Raw genomic sequence first — 21672 nt, 5'->3', positions numbered from 1 at the left:
GGGTATGCTGGTGGCGGCGCCGTCCGGCGCCGCGGCATCCTCCCACGGAACGGGGACTGACCATGGCCTCCTGGCTGTTCGGCGTACTGATCCTGCTGATTCATGTGCTCGGTGCCCTCTCGGCGGTACAGGCGCTGATGTCCAGCCGTACCTCCCAGGGCGCCATCGCCTGGATCATCTCGCTGATCACCTTGCCCTACCTGGCGGTGCCGGCCTACTGGGTGTTCGGTCGTCCGCGCTTCTATGGCTATGCGTCGGCCCGGGGCGAGCGGGACACCGTGCTCCGGCGCGTGCTGGCCCGCTATCGCGAGCGGGTCTCGCCCTATCTGGCCGGTGCCCGGGACGCCGACGTGCTGGCGGTGGAGAAGCTGGCGATGATGCCGTTGACCAGCGGCAACCGCAGCGAGCTGCTGGTGGACGGGGAGGCGACCTTCGACAGCCTGTTCGCCGGCATCGAGGCGGCGCGTGACTACATCCTGATCCAGTTCTTCATCGTCCGCGACGACGCCCTGGGCCTCGAACTCAAGCACCGCCTGCAGCGCGCCGCCGAGAAGGGCATCCGGGTCTGCTTCCTGTACGACGAGATCGGCTGCCACAAGCTGCCCGAGCGCTACCTGCGCGACCTGAGCGAGGCCGGCGTGGAGGTCAGCGCCTTCCACTCCTCCCGCGGGCTGCGCCATCGCTTCCAGCTCAACTTCCGCAACCACCGCAAGATCCTGGTGGTCGACGGTGGCCAGGGCTGGGTCGGCGGCTTCAATGTCGGGGTCGAATACCTGGGGCAGGATCCCCGGCATGGCCACTGGCGCGATACCCACCTCAAGCTGACCGGCCCCAGCGTGCTCGGCCTGCAGGAGGCCTTCTGGGAGGACTGGCACTGGGCGACGGGCGAGGTGATCCGCCTCAACTGGACGCCGCAGGTGACCTGCGAGGAATGCCAGAACGTGGTGATCGTGCCCTCGGGGCCCGCCGACCCCCAGGAGACCGCCAGCCTGCTGGTGCAACATGCCGTTCACTGCGCCCGGGAGCGGTTCTGGGTCACCAGCCCCTATTTCGTGCCCGATCGCAGCGTCCAGGACGCCCTGCGCCTGGCGGCCATGCGGGGGGTGGACGTGCGCATCATGATGCCGGAGCGCCCTGATCACCTGCTGGTGTTCCTCTCGGCCTTCTCGTTCCTGCCCGACATGCTGCGCGCCGGGGTCAAGGTCTACCGCTACCAGCCGGGCTTCCTGCACCAGAAGGTGATGCTGATCGATGGCGAGGCGGCCAGCGTCGGCACCGTCAATCTCGACAACCGCTCCTTTCGCCTGAACTTCGAGATCACCGCCTTCGTGCCCGACCGCGGCTTCGCCGCCGAGGTGGCGGCGATGCTCGAGCGGGACTTCGCCGACTGTCGCCGGGTCAGCCTGGAGGAGATCACCTCGCGTCCGCTGTGGCGCAAGCTGGTGTCCCGCGCGGCCTACCTGTTCGCGCCCGTGCAGTGACGCGGCTTGGGTCCGCTCGCGGGCTGGGGTACATTAGCAGCCCTCGGCTGGCTCCGGCGTGGGGCCGCTCTTGCATCAGCGATCGGGAGTCGTGGTGAACCTCGAGACCAAGTGGCTGGAAGACTTCGTTGCCCTGGCCAACACGCGCAGTTTCTCCGCCTCGGCGCGCCAGCGTCATGTCACCCAGCCGGCCTTCAGTCGGCGCATTCGTTCCCTGGAGCAGGCGGTGGGGGTGACCCTGGTCGACCGTTCCACCACGCCGGTCGACCTGACCCCGGAGGGGCAGCTGTTCCTGGTCACCGCCCGCAGCATGGTCGAGCAGCTCAACGAGAGTCTCGGCCACCTGCGTGGCCTGACCATCGCCAACGAGGCGCTCGACATCGTCGCCGCCCATTCCCTGGCGCTGAGCTTCTATCCCAAGTGGATCTCGCGGTTGCAGAAGGGGGTGGGCGAGCTGCCGACGCGACTGGTGGCGATGAACGTCGGTGATGCCATCCATGTGCTGCGCGAGGGCAACTGCGACCTGATGCTCGCCTACTATGACCCCTACGCCAGCATGCAGCTCGACGCCGAGGTGTTCCCGTCCTTCTCCATCGGCCAGGTGCAGATGCTCCCGGTCTCCCTGCCCGATGCCCGGGGCCGGCCGCGGTTCCCCCTCGAGGGCAGCGAGTCGGTGCCCTATCTCTCCTATACCCAGGGAGCCTTCCTGGGTCGCAGCGTGCGCATGCTGCTCAAGAACGACCCGCTGCGCCTGCGCCTGCGTACCGTCTACGAGACCGCCATGGCCGAGGGCCTCAAGGGCATGGTGCTGCAAGGCATGGGCATGGCGTGGATCCCCGATTTCTGTATCCGCGAGGAACTCAAGGACGGCCGCCTGGTGCGGGCCGGCGACGAGAGTCTCGACGTGCCCCTGGAGATCCGGCTGTATCGCTGCTCGCTGGTCCACAAGCCCGGGGTCGAGAAGCTCTGGCGGCAGATGATGAAGTTGCCGCGGGATTTCCTCCAGGCCTGAAAAAGGTGTGATTTCCTACTGCGCTCGATAGCTCGGCCACCGGCGCTGCTCGCTATCCTCATGTAGCAGGCTACACTGCGGTAGCTGCGCTGCGGCGGTGACCGACCTAGTCTTCGCTCGCTACGGAAATCCCTACCTTTTTAGGAGATTAAGCATCGATCCTGGCGTCTTGGACTCGACTGTTCCTGTCAGGGCTCGCTGAAGGAGCCGCTCGGCATCAGGGTTCGCTGAAGTCGGCGGGCAGGCCCAGGAAGTTCTGGATGATGAAGAAGTGGTCCTCGAAGAGTCCGTCCGGCTCCAGATCGGCCAGGGGCACCCAGCGGGCATGGTCACCGCCCTTCACCGGCTTGAGACGCGGCAGCTGCTGCTCGGGGCGCAGGGCGAAGTAGAAGGCCTCGGCCAGGGTCCGACCGCGCCAGCTGCGGTGGGGCTCGTCGAACAGCCGCTGGCCCCTCAGCGAGCCCTTGAGCACGGGTTCAGGCACCTTGAGCCGGACCCGTTCGCGCAGTTCCCTCAGGCAGGCATCCAGCAGGCGTTCATGGGGATTGATGAAGCCGCCGGGCAGGGCATGGAGGCCCTTGCCCGGCGCCGCCGTGCGCTTGACCAGCAGGACGTGTCCCGACTGCACCACCACCGCGTTCACGGTCACGAAGATCGGCGGGTAGGGCGCCTGGTACCAGGCGTCGCGATACTGGTCCAGCAGCTGCTGTTCCTCGACCAGCTGCTGATAGGGCTCCGTGGCGAAGAACGCCCGGATCTTCTCCACGACTCCCGGGGGCAGGTCATGGGAGGCGCCGGTGCTGGCGTAGTCCGCCGCGGCCGCCGGGGAGCGGAACAGTCGCTCGCGGATCTGGCTGGCCGAGATGCCCTCGACCATCGGCACGCTGACCGATTCCCATTGGGGGAACAGCGACAGGTAGTAGCTCGACTGGCCGCGACTGGCCCCGATCAGCCCGATCCGTGGCAGGCGGGCCTGGCTCGGCGCGGCGATATCGCGCACCTTGCGCTGCACGTCGCGCACCCAGACGTCGTTGTTGTACAGGGCATCCAGCAGCGGCACGATCTCGAGGCGGGCATTGTCCTCCTCGTCGAAGGCGGTGCGCAGCATCCGGCGCCGCTCGTCGAAGCGCCAGGGGTTGCGCAGCGAGCGGGCCTGCCAGGCGGAGCCGACCAGCACGATGACCTGGCGCGCGCGCTTGAGGGCCTCGTGGATGACCGCCAGATGACCGAGATGGGGGGGCTGAAAGCGGCCGATGAAGACCAGACAGTCGAAGTCGTGGGGGGGGCTGTCGGCGTCCGGTCTCGGACTCATGGGTTCGCTCCGCGCGGTAAAACGCCCATTATGGTGACCCGCTCGAGGCCGTGCAATTGCCGCGACCTGCACGGCAGGGGTGTCGCAGACAGCGGCATCCTCGGCGTCCTGCTCGTGTCCGGCAGCGATGGCCCCGACCTGCATGGCCGGCGCGGCTTCGGTATGCTGGTAGACAGGCAAGGGACTGTGAGGCAAGCACATGATCAAGCAGAGCGTGTTGTTCTGGTGGGGCGTGGTGCATGACGCCGTGAAGCTGTGGCTGGAGCGCAACGCCTTCAGCTTTGCCGGCTCGCTGGCCTTCTACACCCTCTTCTCGCTGGCCCCCACGGTGATCATCGCGGTCGCCGTGATCGGGGTGGTGCTCGGCGAGGAGGCCGCCCAGGGACAGATCGTCGCCCAGCTGCAGGGCACCATGGGCCCAGCCGCCGCCGCGGCGATACAGGACGCCGTGGCCCAGTCGCGGATCCAGCAGTCGGGGCTCTGGCCGACCCTGCTCGGCGTCGGGGCGCTGCTGGTCGGGGCGACCACCGTCTTCGGCCAGATGCAGTACTCGCTGAACACCCTGTGGGGGGTGACCGCGCGTCCCAGCTCCAACAGCCTGCTGCTCTTCCTCAAGAACCGCATCCTCTCGCTGGCCGTGGTGCTGGCCATCGGCTTCATCCTGCTGGTCTCGCTGTTGCTGGGGGTGGCCGTCAATGCCGTGCTCAATGCCGCCAACGACCTGCTGCCCGTTCTCGGCGCCCTGGCCGCCGGCCTGGAGTTCCTGGTTTCCCTGGCCGTGGTGGCGGCGTTGTTCGCCACCATCTTCAAGGTCTTGCCGGACGTGGTGCTGAGCTGGCGGGACGTGATGGTCGGGGCGGTGGTCACCGCGCTGCTGTTCGCCATCGGCCGGTCGGCCATCGCCGCCTATCTGGCCTACACCGCCACGGCGTCCACCTACGGCGCCGCCGGCTCCGTGGTGGTCGTGCTGCTGTGGGTCTATTACTCCTCGCTGATCCTGCTGTTCGGGGCGGCCTTCACCAAGTGCCACCTGCTGGCTCGGGGCCGCGAGATCATCCCGCGCAATACCGCGGTACGGGTCAGGCACGAGCTGCTCGACGAGCCCGCGCCACGGCGCTCCTCCCGCCGGCGCGGCCTGCCCCTGAAGAGGCGCCGTGGCGGCGACGCCGCGAGTGAGGGAGAGACGTCGCACGAGGCGTCGACGGCGGAGAGGGGCCAGGACCACGAGGAGCCGCCGGCCCAGGGCCGCGGCGAGGCGGCGGCAGGGGAGGTCACCCCACCCTCGCGGACGGGGCGCCGGGACTGACGCCCGGCCCCTCGGGCGTCAACCGGCGCCGAAACGTTCCCGGGCGAGGTCGTCGGCCACCCGGGCGGGGCTCAGGCCCTCGCGCTCGGCGCGCCGGAAGATCTCGTCGAGGGTGGCTCCGATGCCCTCGATATGGGTCATCACCGCCTCGCGGCGATAGTCCTCGCGACGCTGCCAGGCGATCTCGATCACCCCGCCGGCGTTGGCGACGTAGTCCGGCGTGTAGAGGATGCCGCGTTCGGTCAGCAGGCGTGCCACGTCCGGCTGGGCCAGCTGGTTGTTGGCCGCGCCGCAGACCACCCGGGCCTTGAGTCGCTCGACCACGGCCGGGGTGAGGGCGGCGCCCATGGCACAGGGGGCGAAGACATCCACCTCGGCATCGGCGATGCTCTCGGGGGCGCAGACCTCGGCATCCAGCTCATTGGCGAGGCGCCTCAGCGCATCGCGGTCGACATCGGTCAGCACCAGCTGTGCGCCGGCCTCGTGGAGCTGGCGGGCCAGGTGAGCGCCGACATGCCCTACTCCCTGGATGGCCACCCGCAGCTCGCCGAGGTCGTCGCGGTCCAGGCCATGGCGCACGGCGCTCTTCAGCGCGCAGAACACCCCGTGGGCGGTGAAGGGCGAGGGGTCGCCGGAGCGGCCGTCGTGGCCGAGGCCGCCCACATGGGCGGTGCTTTCGGCGATGACACGCATGTCGGCCTCGCTGGAGCCGGAATCCTCGGCGGTGATGTAGTGGCCGGACAGCGAGTCGATCAGCCGTCCCATGGCGCGCAGCAGGTCGGGGCTCTTGTCGCGACGCGGGTCGGCGATGATCACCGCCTTGCCGCCGCCGAGGGGCAGGTCGGCCAGGGCCGACTTGTAGGTCATGCCCCGGGACAGGCGCAGCACATCGGTCAGGGCGTCCGCCTCGCTGGCGTAGGGATAGATGCGCAAACCGCCCAGGGCGGGTCCGCGGTGGGTGTCGTGAATGGCGATGATGGCGCGCAATCCGCTCGCCGCATCGCTGCCGAAGACGACCTGCTGATGGTGATCGAACTCGGGGTGGTCGAAGACCGGCATGACGTGGCTCCCTGGTGAGGAAGGTTGTTGTGGGAAGGTCCGCCGCGGGGTGGGCGGCGAATCCTGGCGTCGCCCCGGCTTTTGGCCGAGCGATCGTCTGTATGTCAGCCTAAAGACTAGTGCATCGCCTGGCCCCGGGGAAGCCTCGCGCCTTGGTGGCGAGCGGCCGGGATGCTGGTCGCCTGTCGGACTCAACGCCGATCTGCTACGAAATTCGGGCTTACGGCCACTTTCATTCGATCCGAGTCGTGAAATGGCACGCTATTCGCCTTGTCGGATCGAATGAACCTGTCTCGACATCCGTCTGTCTCGCGACGATCGGTCAAATCCGACAGACTGCTAGAAAGAGAAGCATGCTTCCGCTCTCTCGCGGGCCGCGGGTCCGCGCATCGACAAGGAGGACGCCGAATGGACAGCTGCTGTGTGAAGGCCCTGGTGACCGGCAAGGTGCAGGGGGTCTGGTACCGTCGCGCCACTCAGGAGCAGGCCCTCAAGGCCGGGATCACCGGGCATGCCAGGAACCTGCCGGATGGCCGTGTCGAGGTGCTGCTGTGCGGGCGCCGTGAGGCGGTTCGCGATCTCAGCGAGTGGCTGTGGAAGGGGCCGCCGGGGGCCCGGGTCACCCACGTGGAGCTCGAGGTGGTCGAGCAGCATGACCCGGATTGCTTCACGACATCCTGAGGGTCACGCCAGGGTCTCGGTGATCCACTCCACCACGGCCGCGCCGTCCACGCCCAGGCAGACGTTCGCCAGCGGCGTGCGCGACCAGCGGGGCTCGATATAGCCGCGGTTTTCCGGGGCGAAGATGGTCTGGCCCTCGGCGTCGCCCTGGGTGGCCACGGTCAAGTGGCCGCGGGCGGTGGTGAACAGCTCCGGTCGGATCTGCCAGGCCAGGGCGCAGCTGTCATGGGGGCAGCAGCCGTCGATGCCGAGCATGGCCTGGTAGAAATCGCGGTAGAAGCCGTAGCTGCCGGCCAGCACCTCGCCCAGCTTGCCCTGACCGGCGGCGATGCGCGCCATGTGCGCCGGACCGAGCACGCAGCGGTGGGTCACGTCCAGGCCCACCAGGGTGAGCGGCCAGCCTGCGGTGAGTACCCGCGCGGCGGCATGGGGGTCGTTGAAGATATTGGCCTCGGCCACCGGGGTCACGTTGCCGCCTTCTCGTATCGAGCCGCCCATCACCACCACCTGCCTGACCTTGTCGATCAGGGTCGGGTCGAGTTGCAGGGCCGTGGCCAGGTTGCCGAGCGGCCCGACCGCCACCAGGCTGACCTCGCCGGGGCGGGCATTGACCGTATCGATGATGAAGCGTGCCGCGCTGCGCGGGTCGGCGCGGCCCTGCACCTCGGGCAGCGCGATGTCGCCCAGGCCGTTGGCGCCATGGATATGCGCCGGAGCCGGGTGGCGGGGCTTGACCAGCGGGGCGGCGGCCCCCTGGGCCACGGGCACCTCACCACCGGCCAGCTCGGCGAGCAGCAGGGCGTTGTGGGTGGCGGTGGTCACATCGACATTGCCGAAGGTGGTGGTCATGCCCAGCAGCTCGATGGCGGGGTGGCGCAGGGCGATGGCGATGGCCTGGGCGTCATCGACGCCGGGGTCGGTATCGAAGATGATCGGGTGTGTCATGGGGCTCCTCGTCGATGACGATCAGGGGGCGTCGAGACCGTGGCGCAGGGCCTGCTCCACCTCGCTGGCGTCGGGAATGCTCTCGGTGGCGCCGAGGCGCTGGACGCCCAGTGCCGCCGCCGTGGCGGCACGCTCGAGGCAGGCCCTCGGCGGCAGGTCGGCCTGGACCGCGGCCAGGTAGTAGCCGATGAAGGTATCGCCGGCGGCGGTGGTGTCCCGGGCGACGACCGGCAGTGCCGGCTGGAAATGGCGCTGGTCGCCGTGCTGGTACCAGGCACCGTCGCCGCCCAGGGTCAGCACCGTCTCGGTGGCGGGAAGCCGGCGGGCCAGGGCCTCCAGCAGGGCCTCCGCGTGGGCGCCGGCGGCGAGGCCGGTGAGGGTCTCGGCCTCGCCGCGGTTGACGAACAGCAGCCGGCAGGCTTCCAGGGGCAGGTCGGCGACCGCCTCGGTCATGGGGGCCGGGTTGAAGGCGATCTTCACCCCCCGTGCCTGGGCCTGGGCGAACACCCGGGGCAGGGCATTGCACTCGTTCTGGGTCAGTAGCCAGTCGCCGGGGGCGATCTCGGCGATCCGCGCATCCAGCTCGGCCGTCGTGAAGCCATGGTTGGCCCCGGGGAAGAGCAGGATGGCATTCTCGCCCTGGTCATCCACCTGGATGATGGCGTGCCCACTGGGCTCGTCGACCAGCGCAACGCTGTCGACGGCCACGCCGCTGCGCTCCATGAGATCCCGTGCCCAGGCGTCCTGCCGGCCGAGCCGCCCCCAGTGGCGGACCCGGCCGCCGGCCCGGGCCATGGCCAGCGACTGGTTGGCGCCCTTGCCCCCCAGGCCGACGCGGTAGTCGTGGCTGGCAAGGGTCTCGCCGGGCCTGACCAGGTGGGGGACGCGATAGACGTGGTCGAGATTGATCGACCCGAGGTTATGCAGCATGCCGTGGTCCGGTGAGCTGAAACAGGGGTGCTCGCCAGAAGTATCCAGACCCGGCCCCGGGGGTGCAAGCAGGCCGTGAGAGAAGACAGGGTTTATACCGTTATCTTTGCTGCGGACTTCCCGCATCCGGCCCGAGCCATCGCCGAGTGAATCATGCCCGCTGAGCCGAGCCCCAGCCAGCGGCCGTGCCACGGATCAACGGGGCGGACAGGGCACTCGCCCACCCTCAGCCGCGTGCCAGGAAGGCGGCGAGGTTGTCCGCGGTCAGTGCCACGATGCGCTGGCGAGCCTCGGGGCTGATCCAGGCGTTGTGCGGGGTAACGATCAGGTTGAGCGGCTCGTCGAGGGCCGAGAGCAGCGGATGGCCCTCCCGGGGCGGTTCCTGGGGCAGCACATCGACCCCGAGGCCGCCGAGGCGCCCCTGGCGGAGGGCGGCCAGGGCGGCGAGCTCGTCGATGATGCCGCCGCGGGCGCAGTTGAGCAGCAAGGCCTCGGGCTTGAGGCTCGCCAGCAGGGCCTCGTCCACCAGGTGGTGGGTCGCCTCGGTGAGCGGGCAGTGCAGGCTGAGGGCATCGGCCTCGGGGGCGAGGCTGGCCAGGGAGGGCCGGGAGTCGCCGCCGGCGTCGCCGGGACGGGCGGCGAAGCTGACGCGCATCCCGAAGGCCTCGGCCAGCTCGCCGACCCGCGTCCCCAGTTCGCCCTGGCCGACGATCACCAGATGCTTGCCCGCCAGTTGCAGGGTGGGGTGATCCAGCAGGCAGAAGAAGGGGCTCGCGTTCCAGCGCCCCTGGCTCACGTCGCGCTGGTAGCGGGGCAGCCGGGCGGCCAGGGCCAGCAGCAGCATCAGGGTGTGCTGGGCGACGCTGGCGGTGCCATAGGCGGTGACATTGCGCACCGCGATCCCGCGCCGCTCGGCACCCGCCATGTCGATGTTGTTGGTACCGGTGGCCAGCACGCAGATCAGCCGCAACGCCGGCAGGCGGTCGAGGGTAGCGTCGTCGAGCACCACCTTGTTGACGATCGCGACCTCGGCGCCTGCCAGCCGCGATGTCACCTCACCGGGGGCGGTGTGGTCGTGGACATCGAGCCTGTCCAGCTGCGCCTCGATCGGGGTGAGGTCGATCTCCTGACCCAGGCTGGCGGCGTCGAGAATCACGGCATGCATGGCGGTTTCCTTGTGTGCGGGACGGCGACGGATGCGTGGCCCCGGGGCTGGGCCTCGGGCGGCACGACAGGCTATAATATGCGGCTTTCGAGGCAGGCTTGGAGTTTGCGCAGGCTGCCCATATATCGCAGAACGTCATTCGCGACCGAGCCATGTTGCGTCGTCGCGTCGCCCACCGGGACGTCGTTTCAGGGAGAACCAAACCATGCCCATCTACGAATATGAGTGCAAGGCCTGCGGCCATCGACTGGAGAAGCTGCAGAAGCTCAGCGCCGCGCCGCTGACCGACTGCCCCGCCTGCGACCAGGCCGAGCTCGGACGCCTGGTGTCGGCCGCCGGCTTCCGGCTGGCCGGCGGCGGCTGGTACGAGACCGACTTCAAGTCAGGGGGCAAGAAGAACCTGGCCGGCGACAGCCAGGGGGCTGGGACATCCTCCGACGGCGGCGCCGCGGCCTGAGCCGTCACCACTCGCGCCTTTTCATCACGCAACGAAACAGGATACGACATGCGCAGCCATTATTGCGGCCAGCTGAACGAGACCATGGTGGATCAGACGGTCACCCTGTGCGGCTGGGTACATCGCCGCCGTGACCATGGCGGGGTCATCTTCCTTGACATGCGCGACCGCGATGGCATCGCCCAGGTCGTGGTCGACCCCGATACCGCCGAGGCCTTCGCCACTGCCGACCGCGCCCGCAGCGAGTACGTGCTGCGCATCCAGGGCCGCGTGCGGCTGCGCCCCGAGGGCACCCAGAACCCCAACATGCCCACCGGGCTGATCGAGGTGCTGGCCAAGGACGTCGAGGTCCTCAACACCGCGGCCACGCCGCCCTTCCAGCTCGACGAGCATGGCAAGGTCGGCGAGGAGGTGCGCCTCAAGCACCGCTACATCGACCTGCGCCGCCCGGAGATGATCGACAAGCTGCGGCTGCGCTCGCGGATCTCCCACAGCGTGCGGGCCTATCTCGAGGGCCAGGGCTTCCTGGACATCGAGACCCCGATCCTGACCCGCGCCACCCCCGAGGGCGCCCGGGACTACCTGGTGCCGAGCCGCACCCATGCCGGCAGCTTCTTCGCCCTGCCGCAGTCGCCCCAGCTGTTCAAGCAGCTGTTGATGGTGTCCGGCTTCGACCGCTACTACCAGATCGCCAAGTGCTTCCGCGACGAGGACCTGCGCGCCGATCGCCAGCCGGAATTCACCCAGATCGACCTCGAGGCCTCCTTCGTCGAGGAGGAGGACATCATGGCGATCACCGAGGGCATGATCCGCCAGCTGTTCCAGGAAGTGCTGCAGGTCGAGCTGCCCGAGTTCTCGCGCATGCCCTATGCCGAGGCCATGAGCCGCTTCGGCTCCGACAAGCCGGACCTGCGCATCCCGCTGGAGCTCACCGACGTCGACGACCTGATGAAGGACGTGGACTTCAAGGTGTTCTCCGGGCCGGCCAACGCCGACGACGGCCGCGTCGCGGCGCTCAAGGTCAAGGGTGGTGCCTCGCTGTCGCGCAAGGAGATCGACGCCTACACCAGGTTCGTCGGCATCTACGGGGCCCGCGGCCTGGCCTGGATCAAGGTCAACGAGCGTGCCAAGGGCCTCGAGGGGCTGCAGTCGCCGATCGTCAAGTTCATGGAGGGCGTGGTCGAGCAACTGCTGGACCGGCTCGGCGCCGAGGATGGCGACATCATCTTCTTCGGCGCCGACAAGGCGCGCATCGTCAACGAGGCGCTGGGCGCGCTGCGTGTCCGGCTCGGCGAGGATCTCGACCTCTATACCTGCGAGTGGTCGCCGCTGTGGGTGGTCGACTTCCCGATGTTCGAGGACGACGGCAGTGCCCGCCTGCAGGCCCTGCACCATCCCTTCACGGCACCGTCCTGTGACGTCGAGACCCTCAAGAACCACCCGGCCGGGGCCCTGTCCCGGGCCTATGACATGGTGCTCAACGGCACCGAGCTGGGCGGCGGCTCGATCCGTATCCACGACCAGGCCATGCAGCAGACGGTGCTCGAGGTGCTGGGCATCGACCAGCAGGAGGCGCGCGAGAAGTTCGGCTTCCTGCTCGACGCCCTGCAGTATGGCGCGCCGCCCCATGGCGGCCTGGCCTTCGGCCTCGACCGCCTGGTCATGCTGATGAGCGGGGCGCGTACCATTCGCGAGGTGATCGCCTTTCCCAAGACCCAGAGCGCGGCCTGCCTGATGACCGACGCCCCGGGCGAGGTCAGTGCCGAGCAGCTCAAGGAGCTCAATATCCGGCTGCGCCAGAAGGCCAAGGCGGAAGGCGCCGGCGAGTAAGGCGCGCTCCGGCAACCCTCCACCGGCGCCCCAGGGCGCCGGTGTCATTTGGGCGCGCCCCATCCAGCAACGGGGATGCCCTGGCCCTGCGCGATATGCCGGGCGCGGCTGGCCAGCGGGGATCGCCGAGGAGACGTGACATGGCAGGCCACAGCAAGTGGGCCAACATCAAGCATCGCAAGGCCGCCCAGGACGCCAAGCGGGGCAAGATCTTCACCAAGCTGATCCGTGAGCTGACCGTGGCCGCCCGGCAAGGCGGCGGCGAGCCCGACGACAATCCGCGCCTGCGCGCCGCCATCGACAAGGCGCTGGCCAGCAACATGACCAAGGACACCATCCAGCGGGCCGTGGACCGTGGCGCCGGCAACGGCGACGGCGACGACATGGAGGAGGTCGTCTATGAGGGCTATGGTCCCGAGGGGGTGGCGATGCTGGTGGAGGCGATGACCGATAACCGCAATCGCACTGTCTCCGCCGTGCGACATGCCTTCGGCAAGCACGGCGGCAACCTGGGCACCGCCGGGTCGGTGGCCTTCATGTTCCACAAGCAGGGGCGCCTGATCCTGCCGCAGGGAATCAGCGAGGAGGCCGCCATGGAGGCGACCCTGGCCGCCGAGCCCGAGGATATCGAGGCCCTGGGCGACGGTCGCCTGGAGGTGGTCACCAGCCCCCAGGCCTTCGGCGCGGTGAAGGACGCCCTGGTCGCGGCGGGCATCGAGCCGGACGCCAGCGACGTCGGCCTATACCCCGACAACCATGCCCCCATCGACGACATCGAGCTCGGCCGACGCATCCTCAAGCTGGTGGACATGCTCGAGGAGCTGGACGATGTGCAGAATGTTTACACCAATGCGGACTTCTCGGATGCCATCATGGATGAGCTCAAGGAGTGAGCCTGTCCACCCATGCGCGATCTGACCAGCCGCCGATGACATCATGGAAGGACTCGAGGAATGGGCGTGTCCCCCAATGCACGATTTGACCAGCCGCCGATGACATCATGGCGGGGCTCGAGGGGCGAGCCTGTCCCCCCAGGCACGCTCGACCGGCCACGAATGGGATCGTCGACGCACTGCGGCGGTGAACGGAGCCGGCCGGGCGCCCCGTGCCGGACGGAGGAGGGCCGGTGCTGATCCTGGGCATCGATCCCGGCTCGCGGATCACCGGTTACGGGGTGCTGGATGCCAGCGCCTCCAGCCCGCGCTATGTGGCCAGTGGCTGCATCCGCACCCGGGGCGACGATCTGGCTCAGCGCCTGGCCCAGGTCTATGCCGGCATCAGCGAGGTGATCGGGCTGCATGGCCCCGGGGAGTTCGCCATCGAGCAGGTGTTCATGTCGAAGAACGCCGATTCGGCGCTCAAGCTCGGCCAGGCCCGGGGCACCGCCATCGTCTGCGCCGCCAACCATGGCCTGCCGGTGAGCGAGTACGGTCCGCGCCAGATCAAGCAGGCGGTCACCGGGGGTGGGGCGGCGGACAAGGCCCAGGTCCAGCATATGGTCACCGCCATCCTCGGGCTGTCGGGCACGCCCCAGGCCGATGCGGCCGATGCCCTGGCAATCGCCCTGACCCACGCCCATGCGCGGCAGGGCCTGATCACCCAGGGCAGCTTCGGCGGCGGCAAGCGGTCACGCAAGGGCAATGCCTGGCGGGACTACCGGCCCTCCTGAATGTCGCGGAACGGCGACGGTTGGCTGTTATCGAACGCCGTTTGCCTGGACTGGCATGGCGCCAAGGGGACCAGTATAGTGAGCGCGATGCGCCCCGCCGCGCTGGATTCTTGACCAAGGACTGTGACATACCATGATCGGACGCCTGCGTGGCACCCTGCTGGAGAAACAGCCACCCTGGCTGGTGGTGGACGTGGCCGGCATCGGCTATGAGCTCGAGGCGTCGATGACGACCCTGGTGGCCTTGCCGGGTCTCGGCGAGCAGGTCGCGTTGTACACCCACCTGACGGTGCGCGATGACGCCCATCTGCTCTACGGCTTCGCCCGGGAGCAGGAGCGGGCCCTGTTCCGGGCCCTGATCAAGGTCAATGGCATCGGGCCCAGGCTGGCCCTGGCGATCCTCTCGGGCATGGATGAGGAAGCCTTCATCCGCTGCGTGATGGACGACGACGTCAAGGCGCTGACCCGCCTGCCCGGCGTCGGCAAGAAGACCGCCGAGCGGCTGATCGTGGAGATGCGCGATCGCTTTCCCCACTGGGAAGGAGGCGCCGAGCTTACCGCCGCCGAGGTCGGCTCCACGCCGTCGCCGGCGACCGGTCGCCAGGATCCGCTGGCCGATGCCGAGGCGGCGCTGGTCAGCCTGGGCTACAAGCCCGCCGAGGCCACGCGGATGCTGGTCGGCCTCGGCGAAGAGGGCAGTACCGAGGCGATGATCAAGGCGGCGCTGGCTCGTCGCATGGCGGGCTAGGCCATGCCCCGGCCATCCATCCCATCCCGGCTCCCAGCGGAGGACCAGCATGCTGGAAACTGACCGCTTGATCGCTGCCGACACCCGCGAGGGCGAGGGCAGCCTCGACCACGCCATCCGACCCAAGCATCTCCACGATTACATCGGGCAGCCCCGGGTGCGCGAGCAGCTGGATATCTTCATCAGCGCCGCCCGCGGCCGCGAGGAGAGCCTCGACCACACCCTGGTCTTCGGCCCGCCGGGCCTGGGCAAGACCACGCTCGCCAACATCATCGCCACCGAGATGGGGGTGGGGCTCAAGTCCACCTCCGGTCCGGTGCTCGAGCGCGCCGGCGATCTCGCCGCCATGCTCACCAACCTGGCGCCCGGTGACGTGCTGTTCATCGACGAGATCCACCGCCTGTCGGCGGTGATCGAGGAGATCCTCTATCCCGCCATGGAGGACTTCCAGCTCGATATCGTGATCGGCGAGGGACCGGCGGCCCGCTCCATCAAGCTCGACCTGCCGCCCTTCACGCTGGTCGGCGCCACCACCCGGGCCGGCCTGCTGACCTCGCCGCTGCGGGATCGCTTCGGTATCGTCCAGCGCCTGGAATTCTACAGCATCGAGGAACTCACCGAGATCGTCGCCCGCTCGGCCCGGCTGCTCGGCGTGGAGAGCGATACGGCCGGCGCCCGCGAGGTGGCGCGGCGCTCCCGGGGCACGCCGCGGATCGCCAACCGCCTGCTGCGCCGGGTGCGCGACTTCGCCGAGGTGCGCGGCGGCGGGCGCGTCGACGCCGAGATCGCCGACCAGGCGCTCAACATGCTCCACGTGGACCACCATGGCCTGGACCACATGGATCGTCGCCTGCTGCTGGCGATGATCGAGAAGTTCGATGGCGGGCCGGTGGGGGTCGACTCCCTGGCCGCCGCCATCGGCGAGGAGCGCGATACCATCGAGGACGTCATCGAGCCCTACCTGATCCAGCAGGGCCTGATGATGCGCACCGCCCGCGGGCGGGTGGTGACCCGGCAGGCCTGGCAGCACTTCGGCCTGGCCCCGGACGACCGGGCCCCGAGCCCCTGACGACTCACCCAGTCACGATCGACGAGACGAGGAATCCCGTGAACGACGCCATGTCCATTCCCCACCTGATCATCAACGCCAGCGGCGTGGTCCAGGCGGTGATGCTGCTGCTGCTGCTGGGTTCGCTGCTCTCCTGGGTAGTGATCTTCCAGCGCACCTTCGTGATGCGCCGCGCCCGCAATGCCCATCGCCGTTTCGAGGACCGCTTCTGGTCCGGGGTCGACCTCAACGAGCTCTACCGCGAGACGCCCTCCGAGCAGGAAACCCTCGGCGCCGAACACATCTTCCGCGCCGGTTTCCGCGAATTCAATCGCCTGCTGCCCAAGACCCGCAGTCCCCAGGCGATCCTCGACGGCGTCCAGCGCAGCATGCGCGTCGCCTGGTCCCGGGAGGAGGACCGACTCAACCTGCACCTGGTGTTCCTGGCCACGGTCGCCTCGTCGAGCCCCTATATCGGGCTGTTCGGCACCGTCTGGGGGATCATGGGCTCCTTCCAGTCCCTCTCCATGGCCCAGCAGGCGACGCTGGCCACCGTCGCGCCCTGGATCGCCGAGGCGCTGATTGCCACCGCCATGGGCCTGTTCGCCGCGATTCCCGCGGTGATCTTCTACAACCGGCTCTCCGCCGAGTCCTCGCGACTGCTGGGCAAGTACGAGGACTTCGCCGAGGAGTTCCATTCCATCCTGCACCGCAACCTGCAGGGGCGCGGCGACGCCGCCGCCGGCTGAGGGAGACACGCCATGCACGGACCCTTCCATCGCATGGGTCGGCGCAAGCCGATGAACGAGATCAACGTGGTGCCGTTCATCGACGTCATGCTGGTGCTGCTGGTGATCTTCATGATCACCGCGCCGATGCTGACCCAGGGCGTCCAGGTCGACCTGCCCCAGGTCACGTCCGAGCCCATCGAGGAGACCGAGGAGCGCGACCCGATCGTCGTCTCGGTGGATCGCGAGGGGCAGCTGTTCATCACCCTGGGCAGCGACACCACCGAGGTGACGCTGGACGAGTTGAGCCAGCGGGTGATCATCCTGCTCGAGCGCCATCCTGGCACACCGGTGCTGGTCGAGGGGGACCGCAACGTCTCCTACGGCCAGGTGGTCACCCTGATGAGTACCCTGCAGACGGCCGGCGTCGCCAACGTCGGGCTGATCTCGGAACCGCCCCCCGGGGACGCCTGAGGAGAGCCCATGGCCAGACACCAACGACGCGTGGGCTATGGTCTGCCGCTGTTGCTCGCCATTGCCCTGCATCTCGGGATCCTGGTGATCAGCGTGATCCGCTTTCCCGCGGCCGAGCAGGAACCGCCGAACCGGTCCATCGTCCAGGCCACCCTGGTCAGCACCGAGACCGCCACCGACCGGGCGCAGCGCGCCGAGGAGGCCAAGTCCGCGGCCCAGGCGGCCAAGCAGGCCGAGGAAGAAGCGGCGCGCCAGCAGGCCGAGGAGGAGGCCAGACAGGCCGAGCGGGAGCGCCAGGCTCAGCAGGCCGAAAAGCAGGCTGCCGAAGCCGAGGCGAGGGAAGCGGCGCGGCAGGTGGCCGAGCAGGCCTCCGAAGAGGCGGAGCGGCGTGCCGCCGAGGCCGAGCGCGAGGCCGAACGCCAGCGCCAGGCCGAGGAGGAGGCCCGTCGCCAGCGCGAAGCCGAGGAGCAGCGCCAGCGCGAGGCCGAGGAGCAGCGCCAGCGCGAGGCCGAGGTGCAACGCCAGCGCGAGGCCGAGGAGCAGCGCCAGCGCGAGGCCGAGGAGCAGCGCCAGCGCGAGGCCGAGGAGCAGCGCCAGCGCGAGGCCGAGGAGCAACGCCAGCGCGAGGCCGAGGAGCAACGCCAGCGCGAGGCCGAGGAGCAGCGCCAGCGCGAGGCCGAGGAGCAGCGCCAGCGCGAGGCCGAGGAGCAGCGCCAGCGCGAGGCCGAGGCGGAACGTCAGCGCCAGGCCGAGGAGCAGCGCCAGCGCGAGGCCGAGGCGGAACGTCAGCGCCAGGCCGAGGAGCAGCGCCGGCGCGAGGCCGAGGCGGAACGTCAGCGCCAGGCCGAGGAGCAGCGCCGCCGGGAAGAAGCCGCGAGCCGCGCGGCGGAGGCGGCCCAGCAGGGACTGGACCAGGCCATCGCCGGTGAATCGGAGAGCGTGGCCAACAGCGCCCAGGCCGAGGAGGCCGCCAACGGCTTCATCAACCTGGTGCGTCAGGCGGTCGAGCAGGCCTGGGCGATTCCGCCCAACGTGACCGGCAATGCCACCGCCGAGATCCGGGTGCGGCTGGGGCCCTCCGGGGAGCTGTTCGCCGCCAGCATCGGCCGCAGTAGCGGCGACAGCGCCTTCGACCGCTCGGCGCTCCAGGCGGTCAGGGCCGCGGCGCCCTTCGCCGAACTGCGTGAGCTACCTTCATCGGTGCAGCGTCAGTACCGAGAATTCAATCTCAGATTCAAACCGGGGGATATCCGCTGATGAGAGCCTTGATGACTACCTGGTTGGCGGCCGCGCTGCTGTTCTGTGCGCCGCTCGTCCAGGCCGAACTGACCATCGACATTACCCGCGGCAACGAGCAGGCCACGCCCATCGCGGTGGTGCCCTTCGCCGCCGAGGGTGGCCAGTTGCCCGTCGACCTGGCCCAGGTCGTCGCCGACGACCTGGAGCGCAGTGGCTACTTCGCCCCCCTCGAGCGGGAGGCCATGTTCGCCACCCCTTCGAGCGGCGATGAGGTCAAGTTCGGTGACTGGCAGGCCCTGGACACCCGCTATCTGGTGGTCGGGCGGGTCCGCCGCGAGGCCGGCCGGGTCGAGATCCGCTACGAGCTGATGGACGTCAGCGATGGCTCGCGACTGCTCGGTGAGGTGCTGACCGCCAACGACAGCCAGCTGCGTGCCGCGGCGCACCGCATCAGCGACAAGATCTTCGAGGAGATCACCGGCATTCGCGGTGCCTTCTCGACCCGCGTCGCCTATGTCACCTCCCAGGGCGTGGGGGATCAGACGTCCTACCAGCTGTTCGTCGCCGATGCCGACGGGCGCAACAGCAAGCAGGTGCTGAGCTCCGACGAGCCGATCATGTCGCCGGACTGGTCGCCGGACGGCCGCAAGCTGGCCTATGTCTCCTTCGAGTCCGGCCGACCGGCGATCTACGTGCAGGAAGTGGCCAGCGGCCGTCGGGCGCAGGTCACCTCCTTCGAGGGCCTCAACAGCGCGCCGGCCTGGTCGCCGGATGGGCGACGCCTGGCCATGGCGCTGTCCAAGGATGGTCAGCCGGACATCTATGTCATGGATATCGGGTCGCGCAACCTCGAGCGGGTCACCAGTGGCTCCAGCATCGAGACCGAGCCCGCCTGGGCGCCGGACGGGGGTAGCCTGATCTACACCTCGGATCGCAGCGGCGGCCCGCAGATCTATCGTCAGGCACTGGGCGGCGCCAGTCCCGAGCGACTGACCTTCACCGGCAACTACAATGCCCGTGGGCGCTTTTCACCGGACGGCGAGTCCATCTTCCTGATCCATCGCGGAGGCAACGGCTACCAGGTCGCTCGCCAGGATCTGGACAGCGGACGCCTCGTCGAACTGAGCGAGAGCGGCCAGTCGGAATCGCCCAGTGTCGCGCCCAATGGCACCATGGTAATCTTCGCCACCCAGCAGGGAGGCAACGGGGTGCTGGGGGCCGTGACCGCGGATGGGCGCGCGTCCTTCCGTCTGCCCGCGGCCCAGGGTGACGTGCGCGAGCCCGCCTGGTCGCCTTTCCTGAACTGATGTCTCACGCAAGGAGTCTTACGATGCAACTCAAGCCCTATGTCCGCTCTCTGTCCGTCGCCGTGTCGCTGGCCGTCATGGCAGGCTGTTCCAGCGGTGGCGGCACCCAGGAAGGATCCATGGATGGCATCGCGGGCGGCAATGGTGCCGGTGGCGCCGGGGGGGCCGGGGGTGCCGGCAGCAGCGGTCAGATGAGTGGCAGCGGTCTGGGCGAGGGCGCCGGCCAGATGGCCGGTGCGCGGATCCCCGAGGTGCGCACCATCTATTTCGCCTACGACAGCGATGCGATCCGCCCCGAGTTCCAGTCCGTGCTCGAGTCCCACGCCCGGTTCCTGCAGGGCAACCCGGATGCCAGCGTCGTGCTGCAGGGCCACACCGACGAGCGCGGCACCCGCGAGTACAACCTCGCGCTGGGCGAGCGTCGTGCCGGCGCCGTGGAACGCTTCCTGAGCGTCCAGGGCGTCTCGCCATCCCAGGTGGAAGTCGTCAGCTACGGCGAAGAGCGCCCGGCGGCCCGCGGCGGCAACGAGGAAGCCTATGCCCAGAACCGTCGGGTCGTCTTCGCCTACTGAGCCTGAGCCCGGCTTCAACCTCGACAGGGAGCAAGCGATGACACAGGGTCTGAAACGACTGTGCAAGGCGGGGGCCCTGGGGCTCCCGTTGGTCCTGACGGTGCCTGCGCTGGCCCAGCAGCCGGTAGTGGAGGATCTCTCCGGCGGCGCCTTTGGCGCCGGCGGCTCCGGCGGCGGCAGCTTCTACGAGCAGGCGACCACCCGCGAGGAGGCGGGGGGACGCCTGTTGCTGTTCAATGAGGTACAGCGCAACCAGGAAGAGCTCCGCCGATTGCGTGGCCAGGTGGAGGAGTTGCGCTACCAGCTCGAGCAGCTGCGCCGACAGACCCGCCAGCAGTACATGGACATCGAGGACCGCCTGGCCGCGGGCGGCAGTCGCGGCCCGCAAGACGCGTCTGGTGGCAGGGGTAGCCAGCAGGGACCCCAGGGCGCGGCCGGTGGCAGCGGGCGCCAGCAGGGCCCCCAGGACGCGGCCGGGGAGACCCGCCAGCGGGCCTCGACCGGTGGCGGCGATGCCGCGGCCCGGTCGGCCTACCAGGCCGCCTTCGCCAAGGTCCAGGCGCGGGAGTTCGCGGCGGCCACCCAGGCCTTCGAGGCCTTCGTCGCCGAGCATCCCGACAGCCAGCTGACCGGCAATGCCTACTACTGGCTGGGCGAGCTGCATTCCGCGGCCTCCGAGCTGGAGCCGGCCGAGGCGGCCTTCCGCCGCGTCCTCGAGGACTTTCCCGACAGCAGCAAGGTCCCGGACACCCTCTACAAGCTGGGTCTGCTGAAGGCGCGCCAGGGCGAACCGGATGCCAGCCGCGAACTGCTCGAGCGGGTGCGTGACCAGTACCCGGACAGCAGTGCCGCCAACCTCGCCGGCGACTTCCTGCGCCAGTCGGGCAACTAGAGGAGCCGTGATGCGCTGCAAGATCGACTATGTCCCGCCCGGCGACCTGCTCGCCGATCGGGTGATCCTGGTGACCGGGGCCGGCGATGGCATCGGGCGCGCCGCCGCCCTGAGCTTCGCCCGGCATGGCGCCACGGTGATCCTGCTGGGCCGAACCATCGCCAAGCTCGAGGCGGTCTACGATGAGATCGAGGCCGAGGGCCTGCCGCAGCCGGCGATCTTCCCCCTCAACTTCGAGGGCGCCAGCCTCAAGGACTTCCATGACATGGCCGAGACCCTGGACAAGGAGTTCGGCCGCCTGGACGGTATCCTGCACAACGCCGGCCTGCTGGGCCGCATCACTCCCTTCGAGCAGTACAATCCCGAGCTCTGGGAACAGGTGATGCAGGTCAACATCAACGGCCCGATCTGGATGACCCAGGCGCTGTTGCCGTTGCTGACCGCCTCCAGGGATGCTTCGGTGATCTTCACCTCGTCCTCGGTGGGCCGTCGCGGACGCGCCTACTGGGGGGCCTATGCGGTGTCGAAATTCGCCACCGAGGGCTTCGTCGAGGTGCTGGCCGAGGAGGTCGAACACCTGGGCAGCCTGCGGGTGAACAGCCTCAACCCCGGCGCCACTCGTACCGCCATGCGCAAGAGCGCCTATCCGGCGGAAGACCCGATGAGCCTGCGCGCCGCGGAGGACATCATGCCGACCTACCTGTGGCTGATGGGCCCCGACAGTCGCGGGCACAATGGCGAGCGGTTCGATGCCCAGCCAGCCAGCTCCTGACGGTCCTGCGCGTCGCGGTGCTTGCCTTCGCCGCTTGCCGCGCGG

22 protein-coding genes are annotated in these 21672 nt (G+C 69.1%); 17 read left to right on the top strand and 5 right to left on the bottom strand.

The window, feature by feature from the left end:
- Positions 1-62: 62 nt before the first annotated feature.
- Complete coding sequence (gene cls / locus QWY76_RS04045; RefSeq protein WP_290309900.1) at positions 63-1481, top strand: cardiolipin synthase; 1419 nt, start codon at positions 63-65, stop codon at positions 1479-1481.
- Positions 1482-1575: 94 nt separating this feature from the next.
- Positions 1576-2493: a LysR substrate-binding domain-containing protein gene (locus QWY76_RS04040; RefSeq protein WP_290309823.1), complete on the top strand. Its 918-nt coding sequence runs from the start codon at positions 1576-1578 to the stop codon at positions 2491-2493.
- Between the two features lie 217 nt (positions 2494-2710).
- Here QWY76_RS04040 and QWY76_RS04035 read toward each other — a convergent pair whose 3' ends face one another.
- On the bottom strand, positions 2711-3805 hold the full coding sequence (locus tag QWY76_RS04035; protein WP_290309822.1) for a bifunctional nicotinamide-nucleotide adenylyltransferase/Nudix hydroxylase: 1095 nt from the start codon (positions 3803-3805) through the stop codon (positions 2711-2713).
- Positions 3806-4004: 199 nt separating this feature from the next.
- On the opposite strand from QWY76_RS04035, the gene QWY76_RS04030 reads away from it, so the two are divergent.
- Positions 4005-5111: a YihY/virulence factor BrkB family protein gene (locus QWY76_RS04030; RefSeq protein WP_353960387.1), complete on the top strand. Its 1107-nt coding sequence runs from the start codon at positions 4005-4007 to the stop codon at positions 5109-5111.
- A gap of 18 nt (positions 5112-5129) precedes the next feature.
- Here QWY76_RS04030 and QWY76_RS04025 read toward each other — a convergent pair whose 3' ends face one another.
- On the bottom strand, positions 5130-6170 hold the full coding sequence (locus QWY76_RS04025) for a Glu/Leu/Phe/Val family dehydrogenase (RefSeq protein WP_290309821.1): 1041 nt from the start codon (positions 6168-6170) through the stop codon (positions 5130-5132).
- Between the two features lie 408 nt (positions 6171-6578).
- Between QWY76_RS04025 and QWY76_RS04020 the strand changes: the two genes are divergently transcribed.
- Positions 6579-6851: an acylphosphatase gene (locus QWY76_RS04020; RefSeq protein WP_290309820.1), complete on the top strand. Its 273-nt coding sequence runs from the start codon at positions 6579-6581 to the stop codon at positions 6849-6851.
- Positions 6852-6854: 3 nt separating this feature from the next.
- Here QWY76_RS04020 and QWY76_RS04015 read toward each other — a convergent pair whose 3' ends face one another.
- The 3 genes from QWY76_RS04015 to QWY76_RS04005 form a co-directional block, all read right to left on the bottom strand.
- Positions 6855-7796 (bottom strand): nucleoside hydrolase, encoded by a 942-nt coding sequence (locus tag QWY76_RS04015; RefSeq protein ID WP_290309819.1) that lies wholly within the window; start codon positions 7794-7796, stop codon positions 6855-6857.
- A 21-nt stretch (positions 7797-7817) separates the two neighbouring features.
- The gene (locus QWY76_RS04010) at positions 7818-8726 is read right to left on the bottom strand and encodes a ribokinase (RefSeq protein ID WP_290309818.1); all 909 of its coding nucleotides are present in this window, start codon (positions 8724-8726) and stop codon (positions 7818-7820) included.
- A gap of 226 nt (positions 8727-8952) precedes the next feature.
- The gene (locus QWY76_RS04005) at positions 8953-9891 is read right to left on the bottom strand and encodes a D-2-hydroxyacid dehydrogenase (protein WP_290309817.1); all 939 of its coding nucleotides are present in this window, start codon (positions 9889-9891) and stop codon (positions 8953-8955) included.
- A gap of 205 nt (positions 9892-10096) precedes the next feature.
- Here QWY76_RS04005 and QWY76_RS04000 point away from each other — a divergent pair, with 205 nt between their 5' ends.
- The 13 genes from QWY76_RS04000 to QWY76_RS03940 all read left to right on the top strand — a co-directional run bounded on the left by QWY76_RS04000 (position 10097) and on the right by QWY76_RS03940 (position 21627).
- Complete coding sequence (locus tag QWY76_RS04000; RefSeq protein ID WP_290309816.1) at positions 10097-10348, top strand: FmdB family zinc ribbon protein; 252 nt, start codon at positions 10097-10099, stop codon at positions 10346-10348.
- Positions 10349-10396: 48 nt separating this feature from the next.
- Positions 10397-12178, top strand: a complete 1782-nt coding sequence (aspS, locus tag QWY76_RS03995) for an aspartate--tRNA ligase (protein WP_290309815.1) — start codon at positions 10397-10399, stop codon at positions 12176-12178.
- A 140-nt stretch (positions 12179-12318) separates the two neighbouring features.
- Positions 12319-13071 carry a YebC/PmpR family DNA-binding transcriptional regulator gene (locus tag QWY76_RS03990; RefSeq protein WP_290309814.1) on the top strand — a complete coding sequence of 251 codons (753 nt, stop codon included), beginning with the start codon at positions 12319-12321 and terminating at the stop codon, positions 13069-13071.
- A 233-nt stretch (positions 13072-13304) separates the two neighbouring features.
- Positions 13305-13847, top strand: coding sequence for a crossover junction endodeoxyribonuclease RuvC (ruvC, locus tag QWY76_RS03985; protein ID WP_290309813.1), 543 nt, complete (start codon positions 13305-13307; stop codon positions 13845-13847).
- 133 nt (positions 13848-13980) lie between these two features.
- Positions 13981-14595: a Holliday junction branch migration protein RuvA gene (gene ruvA, locus QWY76_RS03980; protein ID WP_290309812.1), complete on the top strand. Its 615-nt coding sequence runs from the start codon at positions 13981-13983 to the stop codon at positions 14593-14595.
- 49 nt (positions 14596-14644) lie between these two features.
- Positions 14645-15664: a Holliday junction branch migration DNA helicase RuvB gene (gene ruvB, locus QWY76_RS03975; protein WP_290309811.1), complete on the top strand. Its 1020-nt coding sequence runs from the start codon at positions 14645-14647 to the stop codon at positions 15662-15664.
- Positions 15665-15714: 50 nt separating this feature from the next.
- Complete coding sequence (gene tolQ, locus QWY76_RS03970) at positions 15715-16392, top strand: protein TolQ (RefSeq protein ID WP_183382504.1); 678 nt, start codon at positions 15715-15717, stop codon at positions 16390-16392.
- Between the two features lie 12 nt (positions 16393-16404).
- The gene (gene tolR, locus QWY76_RS03965; protein WP_290309809.1) at positions 16405-16845 is read left to right on the top strand and encodes a protein TolR; all 441 of its coding nucleotides are present in this window, start codon (positions 16405-16407) and stop codon (positions 16843-16845) included.
- A gap of 9 nt (positions 16846-16854) precedes the next feature.
- Entirely contained in the window at positions 16855-18102 is a 1248-nt protein-coding gene (gene tolA / locus QWY76_RS03960) for a cell envelope integrity protein TolA (RefSeq protein WP_290309808.1), read from the top strand.
- Positions 18102-19391 (top strand): Tol-Pal system beta propeller repeat protein TolB, encoded by a 1290-nt coding sequence (gene tolB / locus QWY76_RS03955; RefSeq protein ID WP_290309807.1) that lies wholly within the window; start codon positions 18102-18104, stop codon positions 19389-19391. The genes tolA and tolB overlap by 1 nt, the downstream gene beginning before the upstream one ends.
- A gap of 23 nt (positions 19392-19414) precedes the next feature.
- Complete coding sequence (pal, locus tag QWY76_RS03950; RefSeq protein ID WP_290309806.1) at positions 19415-19963, top strand: peptidoglycan-associated lipoprotein Pal; 549 nt, start codon at positions 19415-19417, stop codon at positions 19961-19963.
- A gap of 37 nt (positions 19964-20000) precedes the next feature.
- Positions 20001-20855, top strand: coding sequence for a tol-pal system protein YbgF (gene ybgF / locus QWY76_RS03945; RefSeq protein ID WP_290309805.1), 855 nt, complete (start codon positions 20001-20003; stop codon positions 20853-20855).
- A gap of 10 nt (positions 20856-20865) precedes the next feature.
- Positions 20866-21627 (top strand): YciK family oxidoreductase, encoded by a 762-nt coding sequence (locus QWY76_RS03940; protein ID WP_290309804.1) that lies wholly within the window; start codon positions 20866-20868, stop codon positions 21625-21627.
- Positions 21628-21672 lie beyond the last annotated feature (45 nt).

The organism is Halomonas maura, from assembly GCF_030409305.1.
Lineage (GTDB): Bacteria > Pseudomonadota > Gammaproteobacteria > Pseudomonadales > Halomonadaceae > Halomonas > Halomonas maura.
Note: the sequence above shows the minus strand (reverse complement) of the source record. Positions and strands in the feature narration are given on the sequence as shown.

What these genes read in the sequence shown, in the direction of transcription:
- cls (WP_290309900.1), top strand. Translation starts at nt 63, where the DNA reads ATGGCCTCCTGGCTGTTCGGCGTACTGATCCTGCTGATTCATGTGCTC.
- QWY76_RS04035 (WP_290309822.1), bottom strand. Translation starts at nt 3,805, where the DNA reads ATGAGTCCGAGACCGGACGCCGACAGCCCCCCCCACGACTTCGACTGT.
- QWY76_RS04030 (WP_353960387.1), top strand. Translation starts at nt 4,005, where the DNA reads ATGATCAAGCAGAGCGTGTTGTTCTGGTGGGGCGTGGTGCATGACGCC.
- QWY76_RS04025 (WP_290309821.1), bottom strand. Translation starts at nt 6,170, where the DNA reads ATGCCGGTCTTCGACCACCCCGAGTTCGATCACCATCAGCAGGTCGTC.
- QWY76_RS04020 (WP_290309820.1), top strand. Translation starts at nt 6,579, where the DNA reads ATGGACAGCTGCTGTGTGAAGGCCCTGGTGACCGGCAAGGTGCAGGGG.
- QWY76_RS04015 (WP_290309819.1), bottom strand. Translation starts at nt 7,796, where the DNA reads ATGACACACCCGATCATCTTCGATACCGACCCCGGCGTCGATGACGCC.
- QWY76_RS04010 (WP_290309818.1), bottom strand. Translation starts at nt 8,726, where the DNA reads ATGCTGCATAACCTCGGGTCGATCAATCTCGACCACGTCTATCGCGTC.
- QWY76_RS04005 (WP_290309817.1), bottom strand. Translation starts at nt 9,891, where the DNA reads ATGCATGCCGTGATTCTCGACGCCGCCAGCCTGGGTCAGGAGATCGAC.
- QWY76_RS04000 (WP_290309816.1), top strand. Translation starts at nt 10,097, where the DNA reads ATGCCCATCTACGAATATGAGTGCAAGGCCTGCGGCCATCGACTGGAG.
- aspS (WP_290309815.1), top strand. Translation starts at nt 10,397, where the DNA reads ATGCGCAGCCATTATTGCGGCCAGCTGAACGAGACCATGGTGGATCAG.
- QWY76_RS03990 (WP_290309814.1), top strand. Translation starts at nt 12,319, where the DNA reads ATGGCAGGCCACAGCAAGTGGGCCAACATCAAGCATCGCAAGGCCGCC.
- ruvA (WP_290309812.1), top strand. Translation starts at nt 13,981, where the DNA reads ATGATCGGACGCCTGCGTGGCACCCTGCTGGAGAAACAGCCACCCTGG.
- ruvB (WP_290309811.1), top strand. Translation starts at nt 14,645, where the DNA reads ATGCTGGAAACTGACCGCTTGATCGCTGCCGACACCCGCGAGGGCGAG.
- tolQ (WP_183382504.1), top strand. Translation starts at nt 15,715, where the DNA reads ATGTCCATTCCCCACCTGATCATCAACGCCAGCGGCGTGGTCCAGGCG.
- tolR (WP_290309809.1), top strand. Translation starts at nt 16,405, where the DNA reads ATGCACGGACCCTTCCATCGCATGGGTCGGCGCAAGCCGATGAACGAG.
- tolA (WP_290309808.1), top strand. Translation starts at nt 16,855, where the DNA reads ATGGCCAGACACCAACGACGCGTGGGCTATGGTCTGCCGCTGTTGCTC.
- tolB (WP_290309807.1), top strand. Translation starts at nt 18,102, where the DNA reads ATGAGAGCCTTGATGACTACCTGGTTGGCGGCCGCGCTGCTGTTCTGT.
- pal (WP_290309806.1), top strand. Translation starts at nt 19,415, where the DNA reads ATGCAACTCAAGCCCTATGTCCGCTCTCTGTCCGTCGCCGTGTCGCTG.
- ybgF (WP_290309805.1), top strand. Translation starts at nt 20,001, where the DNA reads ATGACACAGGGTCTGAAACGACTGTGCAAGGCGGGGGCCCTGGGGCTC.
- QWY76_RS03940 (WP_290309804.1), top strand. Translation starts at nt 20,866, where the DNA reads ATGCGCTGCAAGATCGACTATGTCCCGCCCGGCGACCTGCTCGCCGAT.